This window comes from Streptomyces daghestanicus, assembly GCF_020521275.1.
GTDB lineage: Bacteria > Actinomycetota > Actinomycetes > Streptomycetales > Streptomycetaceae > Streptomyces > Streptomyces griseoviridis.
This window is the reverse complement of sequence record NZ_BNDX01000016.1, coordinates 268852-294669: the sequence shown is the minus strand read 5'-3', so window position 1 is coordinate 294669 and position 25818 is coordinate 268852. Positions and strand designations below refer to the sequence as shown.

General features: G+C 73.8%; 21 protein-coding genes and 1 tRNA gene. 7 read left to right on the top strand and 15 right to left on the bottom strand.

Going from position 1 to position 25818, the window contains the following annotated elements:
* Window positions 1–13 precede the first annotated feature (13 nt).
* Window positions 14–1423: an FAD-binding oxidoreductase gene (locus tag Sdagh_RS28075; RefSeq protein ID WP_190077281.1), complete on the bottom strand. Its 1410-nt coding sequence runs from the start codon at window positions 1421–1423 to the stop codon at window positions 14–16.
* A gap of 98 nt (window positions 1424–1521) precedes the next feature.
* Here Sdagh_RS28075 and Sdagh_RS28070 point away from each other — a divergent pair, with 98 nt between their 5' ends.
* On the top strand, window positions 1522–2931 hold the full coding sequence (locus tag Sdagh_RS28070; protein ID WP_190077280.1) for a tetratricopeptide repeat protein: 1410 nt from the start codon (window positions 1522–1524) through the stop codon (window positions 2929–2931).
* An 84-nt stretch (window positions 2932–3015) separates the two neighbouring features.
* On the opposite strand, the gene hppD is transcribed toward Sdagh_RS28070, so the two are convergent.
* Window positions 3016–4161, bottom strand: coding sequence for a 4-hydroxyphenylpyruvate dioxygenase (hppD, locus tag Sdagh_RS28065; RefSeq protein ID WP_189420005.1), 1146 nt, complete (start codon window positions 4159–4161; stop codon window positions 3016–3018).
* Window positions 4162–4284: 123 nt separating this feature from the next.
* On the opposite strand from hppD, the gene Sdagh_RS28060 reads away from it, so the two are divergent.
* Genes Sdagh_RS28060 through Sdagh_RS28040 form a run of 5 tightly spaced genes read left to right on the top strand, consistent with a single transcriptional unit; the run spans window position 4285 to window position 8507 of the window.
* Window positions 4285–4767: an Lrp/AsnC family transcriptional regulator gene (locus Sdagh_RS28060; protein WP_189420003.1), complete on the top strand. Its 483-nt coding sequence runs from the start codon at window positions 4285–4287 to the stop codon at window positions 4765–4767.
* A 27-nt stretch (window positions 4768–4794) separates the two neighbouring features.
* Window positions 4795–5442 (top strand): ABC transporter permease, encoded by a 648-nt coding sequence (locus Sdagh_RS28055; protein ID WP_189420002.1) that lies wholly within the window; start codon window positions 4795–4797, stop codon window positions 5440–5442.
* Window positions 5435–6691 carry a betaine/proline/choline family ABC transporter ATP-binding protein gene (locus Sdagh_RS28050; protein WP_189419999.1) on the top strand — a complete coding sequence of 419 codons (1257 nt, stop codon included), beginning with the start codon at window positions 5435–5437 and terminating at the stop codon, window positions 6689–6691. Before Sdagh_RS28055 ends, Sdagh_RS28050 begins: the two co-directional genes overlap by 8 nt.
* Entirely contained in the window at window positions 6691–7551 is an 861-nt protein-coding gene (locus tag Sdagh_RS28045; protein WP_190077279.1) for an ABC transporter permease, read from the top strand. The genes Sdagh_RS28050 and Sdagh_RS28045 overlap by 1 nt, the downstream gene beginning before the upstream one ends.
* Complete coding sequence (locus Sdagh_RS28040) at window positions 7548–8507, top strand: glycine betaine ABC transporter substrate-binding protein (protein WP_190007451.1); 960 nt, start codon at window positions 7548–7550, stop codon at window positions 8505–8507. Before Sdagh_RS28045 ends, Sdagh_RS28040 begins: the two co-directional genes overlap by 4 nt.
* A 6-nt stretch (window positions 8508–8513) precedes the next feature.
* Here the strand turns inward: Sdagh_RS28040 and Sdagh_RS28035 are convergent, their stop codons facing one another.
* The 4 genes from Sdagh_RS28035 to Sdagh_RS28020 all read right to left on the bottom strand — a co-directional run bounded on the left by Sdagh_RS28035 (window position 8514) and on the right by Sdagh_RS28020 (window position 13774).
* A complete protein-coding gene (locus Sdagh_RS28035) occupies window positions 8514–9293 on the bottom strand; it encodes a S16 family serine protease (protein ID WP_189420389.1) in 780 nt (259 codons plus the stop codon).
* Window positions 9294–9367: 74 nt separating this feature from the next.
* Complete coding sequence (locus tag Sdagh_RS28030) at window positions 9368–10009, bottom strand: IclR family transcriptional regulator (RefSeq protein ID WP_189419993.1); 642 nt, start codon at window positions 10007–10009, stop codon at window positions 9368–9370.
* A gap of 328 nt (window positions 10010–10337) precedes the next feature.
* Entirely contained in the window at window positions 10338–12134 is a 1797-nt protein-coding gene (locus Sdagh_RS28025) for a DEAD/DEAH box helicase (RefSeq protein WP_189419991.1), read from the bottom strand.
* Window positions 12135–12316: 182 nt separating this feature from the next.
* On the bottom strand, window positions 12317–13774 hold the full coding sequence (locus Sdagh_RS28020) for an MFS transporter (protein WP_189419989.1): 1458 nt from the start codon (window positions 13772–13774) through the stop codon (window positions 12317–12319).
* Between the two features lie 197 nt (window positions 13775–13971).
* Between Sdagh_RS28020 and Sdagh_RS28015 the strand changes: the two genes are divergently transcribed.
* Window positions 13972–14046 (top strand) — tRNA-Cys (locus Sdagh_RS28015).
* A 38-nt stretch (window positions 14047–14084) separates the two neighbouring features.
* On the opposite strand, the gene Sdagh_RS28010 is transcribed toward Sdagh_RS28015, so the two are convergent.
* The 9 genes from Sdagh_RS28010 to Sdagh_RS27970 all read right to left on the bottom strand — a co-directional run bounded on the left by Sdagh_RS28010 (window position 14085) and on the right by Sdagh_RS27970 (window position 25788).
* The gene (locus tag Sdagh_RS28010; RefSeq protein ID WP_190077278.1) at window positions 14085–14306 is read right to left on the bottom strand and encodes a hypothetical protein; all 222 of its coding nucleotides are present in this window, start codon (window positions 14304–14306) and stop codon (window positions 14085–14087) included.
* A gap of 148 nt (window positions 14307–14454) precedes the next feature.
* Window positions 14455–15120 (bottom strand): SUKH-4 family immunity protein, encoded by a 666-nt coding sequence (locus Sdagh_RS28005; protein WP_190077277.1) that lies wholly within the window; start codon window positions 15118–15120, stop codon window positions 14455–14457.
* Window positions 15121–15290: 170 nt separating this feature from the next.
* Window positions 15291–17600, bottom strand: coding sequence for a xanthine dehydrogenase family protein molybdopterin-binding subunit (locus tag Sdagh_RS28000; RefSeq protein ID WP_189419983.1), 2310 nt, complete (start codon window positions 17598–17600; stop codon window positions 15291–15293).
* Window positions 17597–19945, bottom strand: coding sequence for a 2Fe-2S iron-sulfur cluster-binding protein (locus Sdagh_RS36545; protein ID WP_190077276.1), 2349 nt, complete (start codon window positions 19943–19945; stop codon window positions 17597–17599). Before Sdagh_RS36545 ends, Sdagh_RS28000 begins: the two co-directional genes overlap by 4 nt.
* Window positions 19942–20835 (bottom strand): FAD binding domain-containing protein, encoded by an 894-nt coding sequence (locus tag Sdagh_RS27990; RefSeq protein WP_189419979.1) that lies wholly within the window; start codon window positions 20833–20835, stop codon window positions 19942–19944. Before Sdagh_RS27990 ends, Sdagh_RS36545 begins: the two co-directional genes overlap by 4 nt.
* A gap of 289 nt (window positions 20836–21124) precedes the next feature.
* On the bottom strand, window positions 21125–22747 hold the full coding sequence (locus Sdagh_RS27985) for a beta-N-acetylhexosaminidase (RefSeq protein WP_190077275.1): 1623 nt from the start codon (window positions 22745–22747) through the stop codon (window positions 21125–21127).
* Between the two features lies 1 nt (window position 22748).
* Window positions 22749–23573, bottom strand: coding sequence for a carbohydrate ABC transporter permease (locus Sdagh_RS27980; protein ID WP_189419974.1), 825 nt, complete (start codon window positions 23571–23573; stop codon window positions 22749–22751).
* Window positions 23570–24517, bottom strand: coding sequence for a carbohydrate ABC transporter permease (locus tag Sdagh_RS27975; protein WP_370594892.1), 948 nt, complete (start codon window positions 24515–24517; stop codon window positions 23570–23572). The genes Sdagh_RS27980 and Sdagh_RS27975 overlap by 4 nt, the downstream gene beginning before the upstream one ends.
* Window positions 24514–25788, bottom strand: a complete 1275-nt coding sequence (locus Sdagh_RS27970) for an extracellular solute-binding protein (RefSeq protein WP_189419972.1) — start codon at window positions 25786–25788, stop codon at window positions 24514–24516. Before Sdagh_RS27970 ends, Sdagh_RS27975 begins: the two co-directional genes overlap by 4 nt.
* Window positions 25789–25818 lie beyond the last annotated feature (30 nt).

Here is a 25818-nt window from a genome sequence, read left to right as displayed (position 1 = left end):
GCGGGCGGGCGAGTCAGAACAGCTTGCCGGGGTTGAGGATGCCGAGCGGGTCGAAGGTCTGCTTGACCGCCCGCTGCATCTCCAGCCCCACCGGGCCGAGTTCGCGGGCGAGCCAGTCCTTCTTCAGGACGCCGACGCCGTGTTCGCCGGTGATGGTGCCGCCGAGTTCCAGGCCGAGGGCCATGATCTCGTCGAAGGAGGCGCGGGCCCGCCGGGACTCGTCGGGGTCGGCGGCGTCGAAGCAGACCGTGGGGTGGGTGTTGCCGTCACCGGCGTGGGCGCAGACGCCGATGGTCAGGCGGTGCCGCTCCGCGACGCGCTCGACGCCGTCGAGGAGGTCGGCGAGCCGGGAGCGGGGCACGCACACGTCGTCGATCATCGTGGTGCCCTTGACCGCTTCGAGCGCGGTGAGGGAGAGCCGGCGGGCCTGGAGGAGCAGTTCGGACTCGGCGGGGTCGTCGGCGGGGACCACCCGGGTCGCCCCGGCGGCCTCGCACAGCGCTCCGACGGCGGCGAGGTCGGCGGCCGGGTCGGGGGTGTCGAAGGCGGCGAGCAACAGCGCCTCGGTGGTCTCCGGCAGCCCCATGCGGGCCAGGTCGTTGACCGCCCTGACGGTCGTACGGTCCATCAGCTCCAGCAGGGACGGGACGTGGCCGCCGGCCATGATCGCGCAGACGGCGTCGCAGGCGGCGCGGGCCGAGGGGAACTCGGCGGCCAGCACGAGCTGCGAGGGCGGCGCGGGACGCAGGCCCAGCACCGCGCGGACGACGATGCCGAGGGAGCCCTCGGAGCCGACGAAGAGGCGGGTGAGGTCGTACCCGGCGACGCCCTTGGCGGTGCGCCGGCCGGTCGACATCAGGCGGCCGTCGGCGAGGACGACGTCGAGGCCGAGGACGTACTCGGCGGTCACCCCGTACTTGACGCAGCACAGGCCGCCGGACGCGGTGCCGATGTTGCCGCCGATGGTGCACGTCTCCCAGCTGGAGGGGTCCGGCGGGTAGTACAGGCCGTGCTCCCGCACCGCGCGGGAGAGCGTGGCGTTGACGACGCCGGGTTCGACGACGGCGACGCGGTCGACCGGGCTGATCTCCAGGATGCGGTCCATCCTGGTGAGGGAGAGCACGATCCAGCCGTCGTGGGCGTTGGCGCCGCCGGACAGGCCGGTGCGGGCGCCCTGCGGGACGACGGGCACGCGCAGCTCGGTGGCGACGCGCAGCACGTGCTGGACCTCCTCGACGGTGCGCGGCAGCACCACGACGGCCGGGGTGCCGGCCGGGCAGAAGCTCGCCATGTCGTGGGCGTAGGAGGCCGTGACGTCGGGGTCGGTGAGGACGGCGTCGGCGGGCAGCGCGCCGAGCAGCCGGCCGGCGAGGTCGCCGGTCGCCGCGGTGGCGTCGTCGCGGGGCGCTTCGATACGGCTCATGATCCTCAGGGTGGCACCGGGGGCCATCGGTGTGAACCCCGTCGGCACCGCCGTTGGGCTGCCGGGGTGGCAGGGCGTACGGGCGCACAGTGAGCGGTATGACGATCCGACTTCAGCGGCGTCCGGTCGGGTGGCGGCGGTGGCTGGTCGCCTCGGCGGCGGGGTGTGCCGTCCTCGGCGGTGTCCTGGCGCTGCTGCCCGGGAGCCCCGGGGAGCTGTGGGCGCGCGGCCCGGCGGCGCCCGCGCCGGGTCCCGCGGCACTGGCGCACGACGCGGTGGCCGCCGGGGTGCCGGCCGCGCTGCCCGATCTGGCGGTGCTGATCGGCGACCGGGAGGCGCGGGTGCGGGCCCGCCCGCTGGACGCGCGGAGCTGGGCGGTGCTCGGGGCCGCCTACGTCGAACAGGGCCGGCGGACGGCCGACCCGGCGCGCTTCCCGCAGGCCGAGAGGGCGCTGCGCACCGCCCTGCGGCTGGCGGAGTCCCCGGCGGCCCTGGAGGGCCTCGCGGCGTTGGCGGTGGCCCGCCGGGACTTCGCCGGGGCTGCGCGGTGGGGCGAGCGGGCGCGGCGGCTGGCGCCGGGGCGGTGGACCACGCAGGCGGTGCTGGTCGACGCGTACACCGGGCTCGGCGACCACGAGGCGGTGGGCCGGGCGCTGGAGCGGCTGGTGGAGCTGCGGCCGGGGACGGCGGCGGTGCGGGCGCGCAAGGCGGCGGTGTACCGGGACCGGGGCTGGCGGGAGGACGCGGTGGCGCAGATCACGGACGCGGTGGCGACGGCGACCGCGCCGGCCGAGCGGGCGGCGTACCTGGAGCAGGCGGGGCGGCTGGCCTTCGAGCGCGGGGAGCGCGAGGAGGCGCTGCGGTACTTCCAGGAGGCGCTGCGCACCGACCCCGACCAGCGGGCGGCGCAGGCCGGGCAGGGGCGTGCGCTGGCGGCGCTGGGACGTACGTCGGAGGCGCTCACGGCGTACCAGGCGGCGCTGGAGCGGCAGCCGCGTCCCGAGGACGCGCTGGAGCTGGGCGAGCTGTACGAGTCGCTGGGGCTGGGACGGGCCGCGCGGGTCCCGTACGGCCTGCTGCGCGAGCGGGTGCGGGTGGCGGCGGCCGGCGGGGCGGACGAGGAGCTGGTGCTGGGGCGGTTCGAGGCGGAGCACGGGGACGCGGCGGCGGCGGTGCGGAGGCTGCGCGCCGAGTGGCGGCGGCAGCCGGCCACGGCCGTGGCGGACGCGCTGGGGTGGGCGCTGCACCGGGCCGGGCGGGCACGGGAGGCACTGGGGTACGCGGTCCGGGCGACCGACGGGGAGCGCGGGGGCGGAGTGCGCAGCGCGGCGTACGTGTACCACCGGGGGATGATCGAGCGGGAGCTGGGGCGGTACGGGGCCGCGCGGCGGCATCTCCAGGAGGCGCTGCGGATCAATCCGTGGTTCTCGCCCCTGGACGCGCCGCGGGCGCGGGAGACCCTGGCGGAGCTGGGCGAGCCCTCGGTGGAGGGCCCGCCCCCGCGGTAGCGCGGTGGTCGGTGGTCTGCCGCCGCGTCGTGCTGGTCGCGCAGGTCCCCCGCGTCCCCGGGGGTGCTGCCCGTCAGCGGTGTTTCAGAGGTTCCCGCGCTTCTCCTGCTCCCGCTCGATGGCCTCGAAGAGCGCCTTGAAGTTGCCCTTGCCGAAGCCCATCGAGCCGTGGCGTTCGATGATCTCGAAGAAGACGGTCGGGCGGTCCTGGACCGGCTTGGTGAAGATCTGGAGCAGGTAGCCGTCCTCGTCGCGGTCGACCAGGATCTTCAGCTCCCGGAGCACGTCGACGGGGACGCGGGTCTCGCCGGCCCACTCGCCGAGGGTGTCGTAGTAGGAGTCCGGGGTGTCGAGGAACTGGACGCCGTTCGCCTTCATGGTGCGCACGGTGCGGACGATGTCGTTGGTGTTGAGCGCGATGTGCTGGACGCCGGCGCCGCCGTAGAACTCCAGGTACTCGTCGATCTGGGACTTCTTCTTGGCGACGGCGGGCTCGTTGATCGGGAACTTGACCTTGAGGGTGCCGTCGGCGACCACCTTGGACATCAGGGCGCTGTACTCGGTGGCGATGTCGTCGCCGACGAACTCCTTCATGTTCGTGAAGCCCATGACCTGGTGGTAGAAGCCGACCCACTCGTTCATGCGGCCCAGCTCGACGTTGCCGACGCAGTGGTCGATGGCCTGGAAGGTGCGCTGGGCGGGGGGCTCGACGATCGGGTCGGCGGCGACGTAGCCCGGGAGGTAGGGACCGTCGTAGCCGGTGCGTTCGACCAGGGTGTGGCGGGTCTCGCCGTAGGTGGCGATCGCGGCGAGGACGACCGTGCCGTGCTCGTCCTCGACCTCGTACGGCTCGGCGAGCGAGCGGGCGCCGTGCTCGACGGCGTAGGCGTGGGCGGCGCGGGCGTCGGGGACCTCGATGGCGAGGTCGACCACGCCGTCGCCGTGCTCGGCCACGTGCGCGGCGAGGAAGCGGCCGTGGTCGGTGGACGGCTTGATGACCGAGGTGAACACGAAGCGGGCGGAGCCGTTCTCCAGGACGTACGCGGCGGTCTCGCGGTTGCCGTTCTCCGGTCCGGAGTAGGCGACCAGGCGCATGCCGAAGGCGGTGGAGTAGTAGTGCGCGGCCTGCTTGGCGTTGCCCACGGCGAACACGACCGCGTCCATTCCCTTGACCGGGAAGGGGTCGGCCTGCCGGGCGGTGTCGGGAACGTGGTGTGTGGTCTGCGTCATAGCCGCAGGGTCCCCCTGGCCCGCAAGGTGCGCAATAGTTCGCGTTTCGGCTGGGCATCCTGCCCAGTGGCGCACGGGATACGCCGGGCGATCTGTACAGGATGACCAGCCGAGGGGGCCGGGATGGGCGCGGGGTCGGGGATCGACGGGCTGGACGGGCGGATCATCGTGCTGCTGGCGCGGGAGCCGCGGATCGGGGTGCTGGAGATGTCCCGGCGGCTGGGGGTCGCGCGGGGCACGGCGCAGGCGCGGCTGGAGCGGCTTCAGTCGAACGGAGTCATCCGCGGTTTCGGCCCCGAGGTGGACCCGGCGGCGCTCGGCTACCCCGTCACCGCCTTCGCCACGCTGGAGATCCGGCAGGGCCAAGGCCCTCAGGTGCGGCGGCACTTGGCGTCCGTGCCGGAGGTGCTGGAGCTGCACACCACCACCGGCACCGGGGACATGCTGTGCCGGCTGGTGGCCCGCTCCAACGCCGACCTCCAGCGGGTGATCGACCGCGTCGTCGGTTTTGATGGCATCGTCCGGGCCGCCACGGCGATCGTCATGGAGAATCCCGTACCGCTGCGGATCATCCCGCTGGTGGAACAGGCGGCCCGGGACCGGTGACCGACCTGGCGACGGGGGTGAGCGGACGTGAACTTCTGGGAGTTCCTGACCAGCCGCCACCAGCAGTTGCTCGCGGACGCCGGGCAGCACGCCAGCGCCGTGTTCCAGTGCATGGTCGTGGCGACCGTCCTGGGCGTGCTGATCGGTGTGGTCACCTACCGCAGCGAGTGGGCCGGGAACCTGGCCACCTTGACGACCTCGACCATCCTGACCATTCCGTCCCTGGCGATGATCGGTCTGCTCATCCCGGTCGTCGGACTCGGGGTGCCGCCGACGGTGACCGCGCTGACCCTGTACGGGCTGCTGCCGATCGTGCGCAACGCGATCGTCGGGCTGCGCGGCGTCGACCCGGCGCTGGTGGACGCGGCCAAGGGGATCGGCATGTCCCGCGTGACGCGGCTGCTGCGGGTGGAGCTGCCGCTGGCCTGGCCGCCGATCCTGACCGGCATCCGGGTCTCCACCCAGATGCTGATGGGCATCGCCGCCATCGCCGCCTACGCCTCCGGGCCGGGGCTCGGCAACGAGATCTTCCGCGGGATCGCCTCGCTGGGCAGCAAGAACGCGCTGAACCAGGTCCTCGCGGGCACGCTCGGCATCATCGTTCTCGCGCTGCTGTTCGACGCCGCGTACGTCCTGCTCGGACGGCTGACCATTTCCAGGGGGATCCGTGCCTGAGACAGCCCCGGCCGCCGCCACGGGTGCCACCATCGAGCTGGAGAGCCTCAGCAAGCGCTATCCGGGCAGTCCGCAGCCGGCCGTGGACAACGTGTCCATGGAGATCGGGGCGGGCGAGACGGTCGTCTTCGTCGGCCCCTCGGGGTGCGGGAAGTCCACCACGCTCAAGATGATCAACCGGCTGATCGAGCCGACCGGCGGGCGCATCCGGATCGGCGGTGAGGACGTCACCGACATCGACCCGGTCAAGCTGCGCCGCAAGGTCGGGTACGCCATCCAGTCCTCCGGCCTGTTCCCGCACATGACGGTCGCGCAGAACATCGCCCTGGTGCCCAGGATGATCGGCTGGTCCAAGGCGCGGATCAGGGGCCGGGTGGAGGAGATGCTCGACCTGGTGGGCCTGGACCCGGGCGAGTTCCACGGCCGCTATCCACGCCAGCTCTCCGGCGGCCAGCAGCAGCGGGTCGGCGTGGCGCGGGCGCTGGCCGCCGATCCGCCGGTGCTGCTGATGGACGAGCCGTTCGGCGCGGTCGACCCGATCACCCGGGACCACCTCCAGGACGAGCTGATCCGGCTCCAGCACGAGCTGCACAAGACGATCGTCTTCGTCACCCACGACTTCGACGAGGCGATCAAGGTGGGCGACCGGATCGCGGTGCTGCGGGAGCAGTCGCACATCGCCCAGTTCGACACCCCGGAGGCGATCCTCACCAACCCGGCCGACGACTTCGTCTCGGGTTTCGTCGGCGCCGGGGCGGCGCTGAAGCGGCTCAACCTCACCCGGGTCCGGGACGTCGGCATCACCGACTACCCGACGGTCACCATCGACGACCCGCTCCAGCACATCTTCGACCGGCTGCGGGACAGCGGCAGCAACGAGATCCTGCTGCTGGACAAGCGGCGCCGCCCCTACAAGTGGCTGCGCCGCGGCGACCTGATGCGGGCCAAGGGCTCGCTCGCCCGCGCCGGGGCGCTGGTGCACGACACGGTGACCCGGGACGCCACGCTGCGGGACGCGCTGGAGGCGGTGCTCACCGACAACGCGGGCCGGGTCGCGGTCACCGGGCGGCGCGGCCAGTACGAGGGCGTCGTCGACATGGAGACGCTGATGAACTCCGTTCACGAGCTGCTGGAGGCGGACCGGCTGGACGCGCTGGAACACCAGCACGACCTGGAGGAGCAGCGGGCCGAGCGCACCCACTCCGAGCAGGAGGGCTTCGGGCGGCCCACCGGGGAGGCGCCGGCGTGATGTCCCCTTCCTCCCGCTTCCCGCAGCCGGGCGGCGCTCCCCCGGACCCGGACCCGGTCACGGACGACGACGCGACGGAGACCGCCACCGTCGCTCCCCCGCCGTCCCCGGCCGCCACCCGGCGCCGGATCGGCTGGCGGAAGCTGACCTTCCTGCCCGTGGTGCTGGCCGGTGTGCTGCTGGCGACCTGGCTGTGGTTCCAGCAGGCCGAGCTGGACGCGCTGAGCGAGAACGCGCTGGCCGGCGGGCAGGTCACCAAGGCGCTGTGGCAGCACGTGCAGCTCACGGTGATCTCCACCTTCTTCGTGCTGGTCATCGCCATCCCGCTGGGGGTGCTGCTCACCCGCCGGATATTCCGCCGGGCCACCCCCCTCGCCCTCGCCTTCGCCAACATGGGCCAGGCCACCCCGGCGATCGGACTGCTGGCGCTGCTGGTGATCTGGCTCGGCATCGGCCGCCGGTCCGCGCTGATCGGCATCATCGTCTACGCGATCCTGCCGGTGCTGTCGAACACCATCGCCGGCCTGAAGGCCAACGACCCCACCCTGCTGGAGGCGGCGCGCGGCATCGGCATGTCCCCGTTCGGCGTGCTCACCCGCGTCGAACTCCCCCTCGCCGTCCCGCTGATCCTGGCCGGGGTGCGCACCGCCCTCGTCCTCAACGTCGGTACGGCCACCCTGGCGACCTTCGGCGGGGGCGGCGGCCTGGGCGTGCTGATCACCACGGGCATCACCAGCCAGCGGATGCCGGTACTGGTGCTGGGCTCGGTGCTCACCGTCGCCCTCGCCCTGCTGGTGGACTGGCTGGCCTCGCTGGCGGAGCTGCTGCTGCGGCCGCGGGGACTGGAGGCGGGCGGATGAGACGGCCCCTGTGCCTGGCGCTCGCCGGCGTGCTGCTCACCGGCTGCGGGCTGACCAGCGGCTCCCCCATGGTGGACGACGTCGGGCCGGGCACCATCGGCCGGGGCCGGCCCCTGGAGGGCGCCGACCTCACCGTCGTGTCGAAGGAGTTCACCGAGCAGCTGATCCTCGGCGCGATCATGGGCATCGCCTTCGAGGCGGCCGGCGCCGAGGTGCTGGACCGCACCGGCATCCAGGGCTCGGTCGGCACCCGCGCGGCCGTGGAGAACGGCGACGCCGACGCCACCTACGAGTACACCGGCACCGCCTGGATCACGTACCTCGGCAACAGCAGGCCGGTCCCGGACCCGGAGCGGCAGTGGGAGGCGGTGAAGGCGGCCGACGCGAAGAAGGGCCTGACCTGGCTGCCGCCCGCCCCGATGAACAACACGTACGCGCTGGCGATGAACCAGGCGCACTTCAAGAAGTACCGGACGCGGACGATGTCCCAGGTCGCCGCGCTCGCGAAGCGGGACCCCGGTGCGGTGACGCTGTGCGTGGAGGGCGAGTTCGCCAACCGGGCGGACGGGCTGCCGGGGCTGGAGAAGACGTACGGGATGAGCCTGCCGGCCCGGAACATCACGCAGATGGACACCGGGATCATCTACACCCAGACCGCCGTGGGCGCCTGCACCTACGGCGAGGTGTTCACCACCGACGGGCGGATCACGTCGATGAACCTGGTGGTGATGGAGGACGACAAGCGGTTCTTCCCCAACTACAACGCGGCGCCCATGGTCCGCACCGAGACGATGCGGAAGTGGCCGGCCATCGCCGGCGTACTGGACCCGGTGACCCGGGCGCTGACCGACGACGTGGCGCGGGAACTGAACGCCAGGGTCGACGTCGACGGGGAGGACCCGCACCAGGTGGCGCTGGACTGGATGGTGGCGAAGGGCTTCGTGACGGAAGGGTGAGGCCGCTCAGCAGGAGGGCACGCCGCCCTTGCCGGCGGTCAGGTCGCGCAGGGCGGCGACCGCGCCCTTGAGCGTCGTCACCGGGATCAGCCGCAGCCCCTTCGGCAGTTCGGCCCGCGCGTCCGCGCACTCGTCCTCGGGCACCAGGAAGACGGTCGCGCCGTCCCGCCGGGCGGCCTTCGTCTTCAGCGGTACGCCGCCGACGGCGCCGACCTCGCCGCCGGCGGTGATGGTGCCGGTGCCGGCGACGGTCCGGCCGCCGGTGAGGTCGCCGCCGTCCAGCTTGTCGACGATGCCGAGGGAGAACAGCAGGCCGGCGCTGGGCCCGCCGACATCGGCCAGCTCCAGCTTCACGTCGACGTCGTCGGGGTCGAGGTCCAGGTAGTCCAGGGCCGCGGCGGTGGCGGAGTTCTGGGACTCCTTCATCTGCTCCGCGTTGTACTGCTCGATCTCCCGCTCGTCGTCCCCGCTGGGGTAGACGGCGTCGCGGGGCATGACCGCCCGGTCGGTGGCGAACCAGTTGTCGATCACGTCACCGAGCGAGACGCCGGTGTCCGGGCCGGTCGCCTCGATGGTCGTCATCCGGAGCTGCCCGGTCGTCCGGTGCACGGGGGCGCCGGAGACGGTGATCACCGGGGTGCCGCGGTTCTCGCCGAGCACGTCCGCCGTCATGCCGGGCTGCGCCACGGAGAACGGCAGCGGCGCGAGGACGGCGGCGGCGAACAGCGCCACGACGGGCACGGCGCAGACGGCCAGGGCCCGGGGGCGGGTGAGGCGGGAGAGCACGGAGAGCACGGGGTCAATCTAACGCGGCGGGCCGCGGCACCCGGCACGGGTGCCGAAGCGGGGCCACCGCGGGCTCAGCGCAGGGCCTCCGCGACCTCCCGGGCCGCGTCCATGACCCGCGGGCCGACCCGCTCCGGTATCACGTCGGAGAGCATCACCACGCCGACGCTGCCCTCGACGCCCGAGACCCCGACCAGCGGCGCCGCCGCCCCGCACGCCCCGGTCTCCAGCTCGCCCTCGGTCAGGGTGTAGCCGGGCTCGGTGGCCGGCTGCTGCCGGGCGGCGAGGATCGCCTTGCCGGCGGCGCCCCGGTCCAGCGGGTGCCGGAAGCCGGCCCGGTAGGCGACGTGGTAGTCGGTCCAGGTCGGCTCCACGACGGCCACGGCCAGCGCCTCCGCGCCGTCCACCAGCGTCAGGTGGGCGGTGGCCCCGATGTCCTCGGCCAGCGAGCGCAGCGCCGGCATCGCGGCCTCCCGCACCAGGGGGTGCACCTGGCGGCCGAGGCCCAGCACGCCGAGCCCGACCCGGGCCCGGCCGCCCAGGTCGCGGCGGACGAGGGCGTGCTGTTCCAGTGTGGCCAGCAACCGGTACACGACGGTACGGTTCACGCCCAGCCGGAGGGACAGCTCGGTGACGGTCAGCCCGTGGTCCGTTTCGGCGAGCAGCTTGAGGACACGCAGTCCCCTGTCGAGCGTCTGAGAGGTCTCCGCGGTCACGACGCCCACTCCTTTTGTGGTGAGGTCCGCGGCCTCCTCCGCGGCGTCAGCGCCGCCGAGTCCCGTCGGCGACGCGCGTCAGAGGCCGCCGATCGGCCGGCGGCCCGGCGTGTCCGGGCCCGAGTCGCTTCACGGCTGCGCTCCGCGGCGGCGCTGCCACGGGGCGTGTGCATAGCGTGACAGTAGCGAGCCGGTCCGCTCAGCGGAAGGTTCCGTCCAGAATCCGGTCACCGGCCGGTATGGACTACCTGTGTTTGTCCGTATACGTACCGCACACGGCCGGACACGGCCGCGCGGGTCCTCGGGCCGATCCGCGGGCCGCCGCGGGTCACTTCATCCGGGTCGCCCACTCCTGGACCTTGGCGATGCGCTGGCGGAGCTGTCCCGCGCTGGCCTCGGCGCTCGGCGGGCCGCCGCAGACCCGGCGCAGTTCGGTGTGGATGACGCCGTGCGGTTTGCCGCTCTGGTGGACGTACGCGCCGACCATGGTGTTGAGCTTCTTGCGCAGCTCCATCATCTCCTTGTGGGAGACCACCGGGCGCCGCTCGGCGGGCAGTTCGAGGAGGTCCGCCTCCTCGTCGGGCTTCTTGCGGCTGTGCGCGATCTGCCGGGCCTGCCGCTTCTGGAGGAGGAGCTGCACCTGGTCGGGTTCGAGGAGTCCGGGGATGCCGAGGTAGTCCTGCTCCTCCTCGCTGCCGGGGTGGGCCTGCATGCCGAACTCGGCGCCGTTGTACATCACCCGGTCGAAGACGGCGTCGGACTCCAGCGCCTCGAAGGAGAACTGCTCCTGCTCGCCGGTGTCCTCGTCCTGCTCCTTGTTCGCCTCGTCCATCTCCTTCTCGGACTCGGCGTAGGGGTCCTCCTCGCCCGCCTTCTTGGGCCTGTCGAGGACGTGGTCGCGTTCGCGCTCCATCTCGCCCGCGAAGGAGAGCAGGTCCGGCACGGTCGGCAGGAACACGGACGCGGTCTCGCCGCGCCGCCTGGACCGCACGAAACGCCCGACGGCCTGCGCGAAGAACAGTGGAGTGGAGATGGTGGTGGCGTACACCCCGACCGCGAGGCGCGGCACGTCGACGCCCTCGGACACCATGCGGACGGCGACCATCCACCGGTCGTCGCTGTTGCTGAAGGTGTCGATGTTCTTGGACGCGCCGGCGTCGTCGGAGAGCACGAGGGTGGCCTTGCAGCCGGTGATCTCCCGGATCAGCTTGGCGTAGGCGCGGGCGGAGTCCTGGTCGGCGGCGATGACGAGGGCGCCCGCGTCCGGGATGGCCTTGCGTACTTCGGTCAGCCGCTGGTCGGCGGCGCGCAGCACGGACGGCATCCACTCGCCGCGCGGGTCGAGGGCGGTGCGCCAGGCCTGGCTGATCGCGTCCTTGGTCATCGGCTCGCCGAGCCGGGCCGCGATCTCGTCGCCGGCCTTGGTGCGCCAGCGCATGGTGCCGCTGTAGTTGAGGAAGATGACGGGACGCACGACGCCGTCGGCGAGCGCGGAGCCGTACCCGTAGGTGTAGTCGGCGGCGGACCGCCGGATGCCGTCGTTCCCCTCCTCGTACGTGACGAAGGGGATGGGGTTGGTGTCCGACCGGAACGGCGTACCGGTCAGCGCCAGCCGCCGGGTCGCCGGTTCGAACGCCTCCAGGCACGCCTCGCCCCACGACTTGGAGTCGCCGGCGTGGTGGATCTCGTCGAGGATGACGAGGGTCTTGCGCTGCTCGACGCGGTTGCGGTGCAGCATGGGCCGGACGCCGACGCCCGCGTAGGTCACGGCGACGCCCTGGTAGTCCTTGCCGAGCGGGCCCGCGCTGTACTCGGGGTCGAGCTTGATCCCTATCCGGGCCGCCGCCTCCGCCCACTGCTTCTTCAGGTGCTCGGTCGGCGCGACGACGGTGACCTGCTGCACGACGTGGTGGTGCAGCAGCCAGGACGCCAGGGTGAGCGCGAAGGTCGTCTTGCCGGCGCCGGGGGTGGCGACCGCCAGGAAATCGCGGGGCTGTTCCTGGATGTACTTCTCCATCGCCCCCTGCTGCCAGGCGCGCAGCTTGCCGGCGGTGCCCCAGGGGGCACGGCCGGGGAAGGCCGGCGACAGGTGGTGCGACGAGCTGGAACTGGCGGTGGTAGTCACGGTCTCCGAAGGGGGTCGGTCGGCTCGGCCACGTATGACAACCGGGCCACCCTACCGGCGCCCGGGACCCCGCGACGCCGGGACCAGGCCGGGGCCGGCTCCGGTGGGACCGACGTCACAGTGGCCGTGCGGGCCGTTCCGGCGCGGTCCCGGTCCCGGGTGCCGGGCGGTGGCGCCGCTGGTCAGCGGGGGTCCCGCAGGCGGGTCGCCACCCAGGCGCCGAGCAGGGCCACCGCGGCCATCGGCAGGAAGACCGCCGCGAAGGCCGCCGGGTGCGAACCGGTCGTCCCGGTCGCCGTGTGCGTGACCGTGCCGCCGCCGAGCGCGGCGAAGGCCGCCCCGCCGGCCGCCAGCAGCAGGACGTTGCAGAGGCCGTCGGAGATCTGGAGGGCGGCGGAGTTGGTGCCGGCCTCCTCGGGGGCGGAGAGCTTGAGCAGGAGGACGCTGGTGGAGGAGATCACCAGGCCCATGCCGAAGCAGCCGAAGGCCCAGGCGACGGCGACCGTCCAGGCGGGTACGGCGTCGATGAGGACGCTGGGCGCGGTGGCGACGGCCGCGGCGACCAGGACCATGCCGAGGGTCATCAGACGCTCCCGGTACGGTTCCAGCCGCGCCCGGGACTGCACCCAGGAGCCGCCGGCCCAGGTCAGCCCGCCCGCCGCCAGCGAGAACCCGGCGAGCGTCGGGCTGAGCCCGCGCTGGGTGACCAGCATCAGCGGGACGAAGGACTCCGCGGCGATGAAGGAGCCCGCGGCGACGCCGCGCAGCAGGACGACGGAGGGCAGGCCGCGGGCCGCCCGGCAGGTGCCGCGCGGGAGCAGTCCGAGGACGGCCGGGACGAGCAGGGCGGCGCCCGCGGCGCCGGGGAGGAGCGATGTCCAGCGCAGGTCCTGGGCGGCGTACTGGAGGAGTCCGGCGCCGAGCGAGATGGCGAGGGCGAGGCGGATGCGGCGGCGGTCGAAGGAGGCCGGCTCCCCGGGGGCGCCGGGGCCGCGCACCGGGCCGGACGCGCGGTCGCGGATCTGCGGCAGGGCGAGCGCCAGCGGCAGCACCACCAGGACCGGGATGCCGACGAAGACCCAGCGCCACCCGAGGTGCTCGGTCACCGCGCCCGAGGCCAGCGGGCCGACGATGGACGGCACGATCCACCCGGCGGCGAACCCCGCCATGATCGCCGGGCGGAGCCGCTCCGGGTAGGCGCGGCCGACGACGACGTACAGGGCGACGATCACCAGTCCGCCGCCGAACCCCTGGACGGCCCGCCCCAGGATGAACAGCCACATCGTCCCGGCCGTCCCCGACACCAGCAGACCCGCCGCGAAGCTGCCGATCCCCCAGGTCAGCGGCGCCAGCGGGCCGCGCCGGTCGGACCACTGACCGGAGAGCACCATCCCGAACAGGCTGGTCGTGAAGTACCCCGAGAACGCGAAGGCGTACAGCGACACCCCGTCCAGCTCCCGCGCCGCCACGGGCATGGCCGTCCCCACCGCGGTCGCCTCGAAGGCGATCAGCACGATGACGGAGACGATGCCGATGCTCAGGGCCCGGTGGGCCCGGCTGAGCACGGTCTCGGGCTTGCCCGGCGGTGCGGCGGGCGGGACGGCGGCGACACCGGTGTCGCGCGGTTCGGAGACGGTCATGACCGTCAGGGTAAGGCGCCAACCCGGGGTTGGCCCCTGTCCCGAGACGGGCCCCGGCCGGGACCTTGGTCGTACGACCGCCCCGCGGCGGGAACGTCCCGTTCATGAACGGCGTATGGCAGTCCCGTTGCGGCCCCCGCCCCGCCCTTGAGCCCGCCCGGCACCCGCCCCTACGGTCGTATCGGAACGACGCACACGGCCGTGTGCCCGAGTGGTTGAGGGACTCGCCTGCAAAGCGAGTTACGCGGGTTCGATTCCCGCCACGGCCTCCAGGACCCGGACCGGGTGGGATGCGGGCGGGGGTCTCGCCTCACCGCTTGTCGCGGTGGCTGTCGCCCCTCGTGGGCAGCGTGTCGTGCTGGGCGATCGCGTTGAAGGAGTGCCGGGCGCTGTCGGCCGCCGAGCGCCGCTCCTGCTCGATGCGGAGCCCCTCGATGTTCTCCGTGGGCCCGCTTCCGCGCCGGCCCACCTTCCAGACGATGGCCGCGATCACGCACAGGAGCAGCCCGAAGAACACACCCAGCGTCACCATCTCCGTCCCCCGGTCGCCGAAGCCAACCGCCTGACGCGTCGGCTCACTTCACGATGACGGCGGGTGGTGAAAGGGGGACGCGTCCTCGCCTGGCCCGACAGGGGACAGGAGGGGGACGCGTCGGTCCGGCCGCCTGCCGTCGACAGGGTCACGCGCGCTCCTCCGTCGCCGTCGTCTCCAGGCGGGTCGCCCGGTGGCGGGCCCAGAGAGCCAGGGTGAACGCCGGGAGGTCCGGGGCGAGGGGGTGGAAGGTGGCGGTCGGTTCCCGCCAGGTGAGGACCGCGCCCGTCGTGCCGTCCACCGTCACCGTGCCGCCGTCGGCCAGCCGGCCGAGGCGGACGTGGCGGGACGCCTCGGCGGGGAGGGCGGGGCCTGCCTCGTGGAACTCGGCCAGGGTGGGCAGGGGGATGTCCTCGTCGCGGTCCCGGTGGAAGGGGAACGCCCGGTCCGGCAGGCCCGTCTCGCGCAGGAAGCGGCGGGTGGGCTCGTGGGTGAGGCACGGCGGGATGTCCACGTCCTCGAAGCGGGTCACCCGGCCGCGGCCGAACTCCCGGTCCAGGAAGCGGTACGGCAGGTCCGGCGCGGGCACCGTGCGGCGGCCCGTGGCCAGGGCGAGGCAGCCGATCAGCGTCGACGTCCGCCACAGCAGCGGCGTCTCGGGGCCCGCCGGCGCGCGCCGGACCGCGGCACGGGTCCAGGACGGGTCGTCCACCGAGGTCGCGGCGCGGACCAGGGTGAGGAGGGACGGAGCCGGGCGGCAGGCGGCTTCCGTCGGTGCGCTCGTCGTCACAGTCGTCACAGTCGTCACCTGCATGGTCGTGTCTCCCCCGAGAGTCGTGCGTGCCCGTGGACGGGCCCGGCGGCGCCGTTCCCATCGCTTCGCACACTACGCGCCACCACTGACAACGCCCGGGTGCGCGGCACTCGTACGTCTCTGAGGACGCACCGCGCGCCCCGCGCGTTGCCCCGCCGGCGCGGAGAAACTCAGGTGACCACGGCCGCCTGCGGGCGGATCGGCAGGCGGTTGACCGAGCGGCCCGTCGCCGCGCGCACCGCCGAGGCGACCGCCGCCGGGGACGCCACCACCGGCACCGCGCTGACCGCCTTGGCGCCGAACGGCGCGACCACGTCCCGTTCCTCGACGAGCTTGACGATGCGGATGTCGGGGGTGTCCAGGGAGGTGGGGAGGGCGTACCCGGTGAGGTCGGGGTGGCGGATCAGGCCGCGCGGCGTGCGGAGGTTCTCCGTCAGCGCGATGCCCACGCCCTGGGTGACGCCTGCCTCGATCCGGGTGGCGAGCTGGGCGGGGTTGAGGACCCGGCCCACGTCCTGCGCGACCGCCAGCTCCACGACCCGTACCGAGCCGAGTTCGATGTCGACGTCGACCACCGCGCGGATCGCACAGAACGCCATGCCGACGAAGGCGTCGCCCTGCCCGGACTCGTCCAGCGGCTCGGTGGGGTGCGGGCGGCACTGGGCGGTGGCCCACAGTTCCTTGCCGTCCAGCGCCTCGGTGACCGTGGTCGACAGGACACCGTCGTACGAGGTGATCTTGCCGTCGGCGATCTGGAGCAGCTCGGTCGACATGCCGAACTGGTGGGCGAGCGGCTGGAGGAGCTGGGTGCGGACCATCTTCGCGGCCCGCTCCACCGCGCCGCCCGACACCCAGGTGTGCCGGCCCCGGCAGCCCGCGCCGGCCGGCGGCTGGTCGGTGTCGACGGGCGCCACGCGCACCTCGTCGATGCCGAGGGTCTCCTGCACGATCTGCCGGGCGAGGGTCGTGAAGCCCTGGCCGGTCTCCACGGCGGCGCACAGCACCGTCGCCACGCCGTCCTGGACCTTCACCGTCGCCGTCGACACCTCGTCCGCGCCCTCGGCGCCGAGCATGTGCACCATGCCGATGCCGTAGCCCACGCCCCGGCGCACCGCGCCCGGTTCGCCCGCGCCCTCGGGGCCGCCGGGCAGCAGCCACTCGTCCTCGGGGGTGTCCTTGGGCAGGGCGGGCAGGGGGAAGTCGCGCACGGCCTGCAGCAGTTCGGCGACGGGGGCCGGGCAGGTGACCGTCTGGCCGGTCGGCAGGACGTCGCCGGTGGCCAGGACGTTGCGCATCCGCACCTCGGCCGGGTCCAGGCCCAGCTTCTTCGCGATCTTGTCCATCTGCGCCTCGTACGCGGCGCAGACCTGCATCGCGCCCTCGCCGCGCACATGTCCGGACGGCGGGTTGTTGGTGCGCACCGCCCAGCCCTCGATGAAGGCGTTCGGCACGACGTACGGGCCGCAGGCGAAGGCGACGGCGGCGGCCAGGGCCTCGGAGGAGGTGTCGGCGTACGCGCCCGCGTCGAGCAGGATCTGCGCCTCGACCTTCACCAGGCGGCCCTCGGCGTCGGCGTGGTGGCGGTAGCGCAGCAGCGTGGGGTGGCGGTGGGCGTGGCCGAGGAAGGACTCCTCGCGCGTGGCGGTCAGCTTCACCGGGCAGCCGGTCTTCAGCGCCAGCAGGCCGAGCGGGAGCTGGAAGCCCTGGTCCTCGCGGTCGGCGGTGGCGCCGGGCACCCCGGTGACCACGATCTTCACCTGCTCGGGGGCGAGCCCGAAGGCGGCGGCGGCCGTGTCGCGGTCGGTGTGCGGGTCGGTGGAGGCCAGGTACAGCTCGACGCCGCCGTCCGGGCGGGGCACGGCCAGACCGGCCTCCGCGCCGATGGGCGCCGGGTCCTGGCGGCCGATGCGGTACAGGCCCTCGGCGACGATCTCGCCGACCGCCTCCGGGTCGCCGTGGCGCAGCGGGATGTGCCGGATCAGGTTGCCGTCGGGGTGCAGCGGCTCCGCCTCGAACGCCTGCTCGGGGTCGGTGACCGGGTCCAGCACCTCGTACTCGACGATGACGGCCGCCGCGGCCATCCGCGCGGTGTCCGGGTGGTCGGCGGCGACGGCGGCGATGGGCTCGCCGTGGTGGCGCACGACCTCGGAGGCGAAGACCGGCCGGTCGGCTCTGCCCCGGCCGTGCAGCGCGGTGCCGGGCACGTCCTCGTGCGTGACGACCGCCCGTACGCCGGGCATCTCCCGGGCGTGCGTGGTGTCCACGGAGACGATGCGGGCGTGCGGGTGCGGGGAGCGCAGGACGGCCGCCCAGAGCAGGCCCTCGGCCCACAGGTCGGCGGCGTAGGGGAAGGTGCCCTCGGTCTTGGCGCGGGCGTCGGCCGGCGGGAGGGAGGCGCCGAGGCCGTGCGGGATCGGTTCGGGGGCGGGGGGCGCCGGCGCGGTGCCCGCGGCCGGGGCGGTCGCTGCCTCGTTGCTCACGCGTGGCCTCCGTCCTGGCCGTGGGAGGGATCGTGGGAGGGGTCGTAGGAGGAGGTGTCCTCCGGGGGCGGGGCCGCCTGGTGCGGGATGCGGGGCGTGTCACCCTCCGCGCCGGTGGCCACGGGCGCCGCGTCCGCCTCGGCGTCGGCGTGCGCCTCGCGCTCGGCGACGACCTCCTCGACGGCGCGCAGGACGCCCCGGTAGCCGGAGCAGCGGCACAGGTTGCCGCAGAGCGCCTGCCGGGTCTCCAGCTCGGTCGGCGCCGGGTTGCCCTCCAGCAGGTCGTGCACGGTCATCGCCATGCCGGGCACGCAGAAACCGCACTGCACCGCGCCGCACCGGGCCAGCGCCCGCTGGACGTCGGAGGGCTGCCCGTCGGTGGCCAGGCCCTCGACGGTACGGACCTCGCTGCCCGCCGCGGTCACGGCCGGGACCAGGCAGGAGGCGACGAGCCGGCCGTCGACCTGCACGTTGCACGCCCCGCACTCGCCCTGCGAGCAGCCGTCCTTGGCGCCCGCGAGGCCGAGCCGCTCACGCAGCACGTAGAGCAGCGACTCACCGATCCAGGCGTCGCTGACGGGCCGGTCGGTGCCGTTGACGCGCAGCGCGTACGAGGCGAGGGGGTGCTCCTCGTGGGGGCCGGCGGGGCCGCCCGCGGGGGTCTCCGGGGCCGTGGCCGCCGGGGACGCGGCGGGCTCCTCGGGGGTCCCCGGGGTCCCGGGGTCGGCGGCCTGGTCCGCCTCGGGCTCCTCCAGGGCGCCGTCCTCGGGAGCGGGGCCTTGGGCGGCGGGCTCGGGGTCCGGGCCGGGCTCGGTGTCCGGCGCCGGGTCCGGCGCGCGATCGGGCTCAGGCTCGGGGGCGGGGGCGGGGGCAGGGGCAGGGGCGCCCGCAGCCTCACCCTCGGTCGCGGCCTCGGTCCCGGATTCCGCCGCGTCGCCGGTCACGTCCTCGGCCTCGGGCGCCCGCGCCGGCTCCGGTCCGGAGGTCGGCTCCGGCTCCGGCTCCGACGCCTCGGCGGTCGCCGCCGGTTCCTCGGTGGCCTCCGGCACGCTCCCGGTCTCGACGGTCTCTGCGGTCTCGGCGGTCTCGGCGGTCTCTGCGGTCTCGATGGCCTCGGCGGACGGGGCGGGCGCCTCGGGAGCCTCGGGAGCCTCGGCGGCGCTCTCGAAGCCCTCCTGGACCGCCTGAGCCTCATGAGCCTCATGGACCATCCGCGCCTCATGGGCCGCTTGGACCACCCGAGCCTCGTGGGCCGCCTGGACCACCTGAGCCTCATGGGCTTCGTAAGCCTCTCGGGCCTCATGGGCCACCTGTGCCTCGTGCGCCACCTGCGCCGCGTGCACGGCCGCCTGAGCCGCGTGCACCGCATCGGCGGCCGGGTCGGCCGTCACCCCGCCGGTCACCGTCCCGTCGGCCGTCGCCCCGCCCGCCGGGTCCAGATACGGCCGTACGTCCGGGAAGGGCTCCCTGCCGCCGCCCTGGGCCGGCTCCATGCCCTGACTCTCGTCGGCGCCCGGGTGTTCGAGCCGCTCCGCCTGCTCGCCCCACGGCTGTCCCGCCGCCTGCGTCGCCCAGGGGGCGGGCGCGCCGCCCGGCAGGGTGGCCGGCGGCGTGCCGCCCCACTGCTCGACCAGGGACGACGTGGTGAACTCGCCCGACTCGTCCGGCAGTTCGCCCCCGGCGACCGGGATGGACCACTGTCCGGTCACGTCGTGGCCGGGTCCGGGCGCCGCCTCCTGCGGGGGCGCGGCGTCGCCGAAGTCCCAGTGGCCGGTGGCGTCCGGGTGGTAGGCGAACCGGTCGTCCGGCCCGGCGTGCTGCTGCTGGTGCCCGGCGTAGGGCTGCTGCCCGTGCCCGGCGTACGGGGCCTGTCCGGCGTACGGGTCGTGCGCGTGCCCCGCGTGCCCCTCGTACTCCGGCTCCGCGTACTCCGGGTACTCCCCGTGGCCCGCGTACTCCGTGCGCTCCGCGCCGTACTCCGCGCCGCTCCCGTGCTGTCCGGCCGCCCCGTAGGGGTCCTGCGGGGCGTCGCCGTACGCCGTCTGCCCGGTCCCCGGCGCCTGCCACTGCGTGCCGTGCGCGGGGGTGTGCGGGACGGCCCAGGTGCCGGTGGCCGCGGGGTCGGTGCCCGTGGCGGGGGCGACCGTTATCTGCGGCGGCACGAAGCCGTGGCCGGGGGCGGCGAGGGGGCTGCCGGCGGCGTCCAGGAGGGCGTCGATGCCGCCCTCGGGGAGCTGGACGAAGGCGGTGGCGCCGTCGTCGTAGTCGCCCTGGGGCAGCGGGTCCCAGCGGCCGCCGCCCCGGGGGGTGCCCTCGGTGCCCTCTCGCTGCTGGTCGTCGGTCACGACAGCGCCCTCCCCAGTGCTCGTCGGGCCAGCGCGGCGACGGTGCGCCGCAGATGCAGTACGGCGGGCGGAAGCTGCGGCACGGACCCGTCCTCGGCGGGGGCGGGGTCCGGGATGCAGGCCGCGGCGACGTACTCGCCGAAGGCGGCCAGCGCCTCCGGGACGATCGCCCGGTTGTTGTCCCAGTCGATGAGCTGGGCCACCCAGTGTTCGGCCTCCAGCGGGCGCAGCGGCATCGGCGCTATGGCGCCGACCGCGCACCGCACCCCCCGCCGGGCCGGGTCCAGGACCAGCGCCACGGAGGCGACCGCGCGCCCCGGGCCGGTGCGCCCGGTGGCCTTGAGGAAGACCTGCGGGGCGTGCAGCAGCGGGACGCGGACGTAGCCGATGAGTTCGCCGGCGCGGAGCATCTCCACCCCGGCCAGCAGGTGGGAGACCGGGATCTCGCGGCGGGCGCCGCCCTGGCCCGCGATGATCAGGGTCGCCTCCAGCGCGGCCAGCACGGGCAGCGCGTCGCCGGTGGGGGCGGCCGAGGCGACGTTGCCGCCCAGGGTGCCCGCGTTGCGGATCTGCGGCGGGCCGGCGGCGCGCGCGGCGGCGGCCAGCGCCGGGATGAGCGCGGCGAAGTCCGGGCGGCCCATGCGGGCGTGGGTGAGTCCGGCGCCGAGCAGCGCGTGGCCGTCCTGGTACTGCCAGCCGCGGATCTCGCTGATGCGGCCGAGGCCGACCAGCGCGGCGGGCCTGAGCTGGCCGGAGTTGACGGCGGCCATGAGGTCGGTGCCGCCGGCGACCGGCACGGCGGCGGGCCGCTCGGCGAGGGCGGTCACGGCCTCGTCCAGTGTTGTGGGCAGCGTGACGGCCTGCGCCGCCTGCGGTGCGTGCGTGCTCAAACCGGCTGCCCCTTCCCGCTGTCCCACTGGTCCCGCCCGTGCGCCGTACCGTACGTGCTGACAGGGCGGACGTGGCAACTCTGGCACATCATCGCAGCACCCGGACGCGCGGGTCCGCTAAGGGGTGTTCGCCCACCTCACCGGGGAGATGGGCGGGTTCGGCACGGCATCGCCACCGATCACCGTTGTGCGGGAAATGCAACTCTCCGGTGAAAAAGAGACCGAAGACGAAGAAGGGGGAGAAGGGGGAGAAGGTGGGGTTACGTGAGTTCTCCTCCCCCTTCGTCCGTCACCTGTTCGGGGGCGGGCCGTCGAGGGGGCGGCCGAGAACGCCGGGGCGACGCTGCCACGGCCGGGGTCCGGCGGGCGGCCGGTAGGAGACGCCGAGGGCGTCGAGGCGCCGGTAGTGGCCGGTCATCCGGCGCTCGAAGGCCGCGAAGTCCCGCCGGGCCGGGGCGGGCAGGGGGCTCCAGGCGACCTCGGCGAAGGCGGCGAGCCTCGGGAAGGTCTGGTAGTCGACGCGGGCCGGGCTCTCCATCACCTCGGTCCAGACGTTGGCCTGGGTGCCGAGGACCCGTCCGGCCTCCTCCTCGGTCAGCTCCGCCGGGACGGGCTCGAACCGGTAGACGTCCTCCAGGGTGCGCACGTACCCGATGGGCACCGGCTCGTCGGCGCCGCCGTCCTGCCGGTGGTCCAGGTACACGTACTGCTCGGGGCACATGACGACGTCGTGCCCGGCGCGCGCGGCGGCGACGCCGCCCTGGTAGCCGCGCCAGGAGGAGACCGCGGCGCCCGGCGTGAGGCCGCCCTCCAGGATCTCGTCCCAGCCGATGAGCCGGCGTCCGCGCGCGGCGAGCCAGGACGCGAAGTGCCCGATGAACCAGGACTGCAGCGCGTCCTCGTTCGGCAGTTTCAGGTCCTCCGTGCGGGCCTTGGCGACGGCCGAGCGGCGCCATTGGTCCTTGGGGCATTCGTCGCCGCCGACGTGAATGAACTCGCCGGGGAAGAGGGCGAGGAGTTCCTCGAAGACGCCTTCGTAGAAGCGCAGGGTGTGTTCGGTGGGCGCGAGGACGTTCGGGGAGATGCCCCAGGTGTCCCAGACGCCGAGTGCGGAGGTGTCGACGACGTCGGTGTTGCCGAGTTCCGGATAGGCGGCGATGGCCGCCTGGGAGTGTCCGGGCACGTCGATTTCGGGGACGACGGTGATGTGCCGTTCGGCGGCGTAGGCGACGATCTCGCGGATGTCGTCCTGGGTGTAGAAACCGCCGTGCGGCTTGTCGTCCCAGAGCGGTGAGGCGCGATGGCCCCATTTGGTGCGGGGGCGCCAGGCGCCGGTCGCGGTCAGCTCCGGGTAGCGCTCGATCTCGATCCGCCATCCCTGATCGTCCGTCAGATGGAAGTGGAAGACGTTGAGTTTGTGGGCGGCCATCAGGTCGAGATAACGCAGGACGCCGTCCTTGGGCAGGAAGTGCCGGGCGACGTCCAGCATCAGGCCCCGCCAGCGGAAACGGGGGGCGTCCTCGACGGTGACGCGGGGCAGTTCCCAGACCCGGTCGGGCCGTACGGGCGCGCGGCGGAAGGCGTCGGGGCCGAGGAGCTGGCGCAGGGTCTGCGTGCCCCAGAAGACGCCGGCGGGGCTGCCGCCCCCGATCCGCACGTGCCGTTCCCCGGTGGCCAGCCGGTACCCCTCGGCCGGCAGTCCCGGGTCGACGGCCAGCTCGATCCGCTCGGGGCCGTCACCGTCCGCCAGCGGCAGCCCGGTCGCCGCGCCGAGCGTCTCCCGCAGCCGGCGGGCCACGCCCTCGGTGCCGGGGCCGGCCGCCAGCCGGGTCCCGGGACCGAGGCGGACCGGTCCGGCCGGGCCCGTGCGCAGTTCCCGGGGGGCCGGTACGAGGTCGGTGCTCATGGTCATATCAGTCCTTCACCGCTCCGCCCAGGCCGGAGACGAGTCGTCGTTGCACGAGTACGAAGAAGACCAGCACCGGGATCGTCATCACCGTGGACGCGGCCATGACGCCGCCCCAGTCGGGGTCGTCCGGGTTGTAGAAGACCAGCAGCGCCATCGGCAGGGTCGACTGCGAGGTGTCGCTGATGAGGAACGACTTGGCGAACAGGAAGTCGTTCCAGGTGGAGATGAAGGAAAAGACGCTGGTGGCCACGAGGCCGGGGAAGACGAGCGGGAAAAGGACCTGCCAGAGGAATCGCGACCGGCTCGCCCCGTCCAGGTAGGCGGCCTCCTCCAGGGCCTCCGGTACGGCTTTCACGAAACCGCGCAGCATCCAGATCGCGAACGGCAGCGAGAACGCGATGTGGGGCAGGATCAGCGACCCCAGTGTGTTCAACTGGCCGAGGTCGCGCATGAGGAAGAACAAGGGGATGGTGAGCGCTTCCACGGGCACCATCTGGGCCACCAGGAACATGATCAGCAGGGTGGTGCGGAAACGGAACCGGAATCGCGTCACGGCGGTCGCCGCGAGAAACGCGATCAGCGCGGAGGCGACCACGACGACCCCGGCGACGAGAAGGCTGTTGAGGAAGTAGCGGCCGAATTCCTGCTGCCCGAAGACCCGCCGGAAGGAGTCGAGGGACGGCGCCAGGGTCCAGGGCCGGGGCGTGTCCGACTCGATCTCCCCGGCCGGCCGGAAAGCGCTCAGCACCATCCAGTACAGCGGGAACGCGACCACCGCCGCGATCAGCAGCGCGCTCGCCTCCGCCGCGAATCTCCACGGACGCCTCACAGTTCCTCCCCTTGCCGGCGCAGCAGCCGCAGGTACCCGAGGGTCACGGCGAGCAGGATCAGCAGCATCACGACGCCGATCGCGGAGCCGAGGCCGTACTGCGAGGACGCGAACGCCTTCTGGTAGGCGTAGACGTTGAGGACGAGGTTCTGGCCGGCGATGCCGCCGCCGTTGGTCATGACGTAGATCTGCGTGAAGACCTTGAAGTCCCAGATGACCGACTGGACGGTGACGACGACCAGGATCGGGCGGAGCATCGGCGCGAGCACCGACCGCCAGATCCGCCACTGGGAGGCGCCGTCCAGGGCGGCGGCCTCCAGCACCTCCGCGGGGACGGCGCGGATACCGGCGTAGACGGTGACCATGACGAACGGGAAGGAGCACCAGACCACTTCGAGCAGGACCAGCGCGAAGGCGCTGTACCGCCCGTACGTCCAGGAGTGGTCGCCGAGACCGAGGACCCGGTTGACCGGGCCGAAGTCGGGGTCGAACAGCAGCAGCCACACCGTGGACCCGGTCACCGCGGGCGTCGCCCACGCCCCGAGCGCGGCCAGCATCAGCACCAGGCGCGGCACGGCCCGGACCCGGGTCAGCAGGACGGCGAGCGCGCAGCCGACGGCCAGGGTCGACACCACGCAGGCGGCGGCGAAGAGGACGGTGGCGAGCAGCACCCGCCAGAACTCGGGGTCCCCGAACAGCTCGGCGTAGTTCCCGAGCCCCCGGAAGGAGGTCGGCTGCCCGCCGCTGACCTGGGCCTGCGTGTACTCCAGGAAGGAGATCAGCCCGAGCTGGTAGACGGGGTAGACGAGCAGGCCGCCGAGGACGACGAGCGCGGGGGCGAGATAGATCCAGGGGGTGCCGGCCCGCCCTGTGCGGCGCGGGGTCGCGGCCGGCCGCGGGCGCGGGGCGGCGCGGCCCGCCGGCGTCCGGGAGGCCACCGTCACCGGGCGTCGCCCAGCGCCTCGTCCACCTCGCGGGCGGCGTCCCCGGTCGCGGCGGCGACCGTCTCGCGGCCGCTCACGACCCGCTGGTACATCGTCGGCAGCACCGCGCCGGAATCGACGGCGGCCCACCCCGGTGAGACCGGCACGAACTCCGTCCCCGCCTCCAGCGTCTTCACGAACGGCCGCACGAACGGCTCCTTCGCCGCCGCGTCGTCCCGTACGTCCTCGAAGGTCGGCAGGAATCCCATCGCCTCGAACAGCTTGCCTTGCGTCTCCTTGGAGGCGAGCCGCTTCATCAGGTCGACGGCGAGGGTCCGGTGGGAGGTGGACTTCAGCACCCCGATGTTGTTGCCGCCCGCGAAGGCCGGTGCGACCGAGCCGGGCCTGACCCCGGGCAGCGGGACGACGGCGTACTTCCCCTTCACCTTGCCCGCCTCGACGGCCTGGTGGCTGAAGTCGCCGCCGATGGCCATGCCCGCCTTGCCGGCGGCGAACGCGGTCACCGTGTCGTTGCCGCCCATCCCGGCGCACTTCGCGGCGGGGCAGTTGTCGTCGCCGAAGAGACCGGTGTACGCCTCGACGCCGGCGCGGGACGCGGCGCTGTCCAGGTCGGTCACGTCACCGCCGTGGGCCCACAGGAAGGGCAGCGCGCCGTAGGTGTAGGCGCCGCCGACAGCGAGTCCGTACAGGCCGGGCTCGGCGGCCCGGATCTCACGTGCGGCGGTGGTCAGTTCCGCGAGCGAGCGGGGCGGTTCCAGGCCCAGTCTCCGGAACAGGTCGGTGCGGTAGTACAGGGCGCGCACACCGACGAAGAAGGGCGCTCCGTAAACCTTGCCGTCGACGGTGACCGACCGGCGGGCGGTCGGGTCGGTGTCCTTCGCCTCGCTCCAGGCGCCGAACTCGGCGGTGACGTCCGCCAGTCCGCCGTCCGCGACATAGCCGGCGGTGTCGGTGTTGCCGTACTCGATGACGTCGGGTGCCGAGGCGGGGTCGTTGAAGGCGGCCTTGACGCGCTGCGCGCGGGTCTCGACGGGGATGTACTCGACGGTGACGTCGGTGCCCTCGTGGTCCTTCTCGAAGCCGGCCAGGACGGCGTCGACGACCTGTTCCTTCGGCTGGTTGCCGACCTCCTGGAAGAGCCAGACCCGCAGGGTGCCGGAGGTCTCGTCCGCGCCGGAGGGCGAGCCGCCGGACGTCTGGGGCGCGCAGGCGGAGACGGCGGTGGCGGTGAGGGCGGTGAGCAGCAGGGCAAGTCGGACGGGGAGCTTCATACAGCGGTCCTCCGCAAGCAGGCGTTGCAA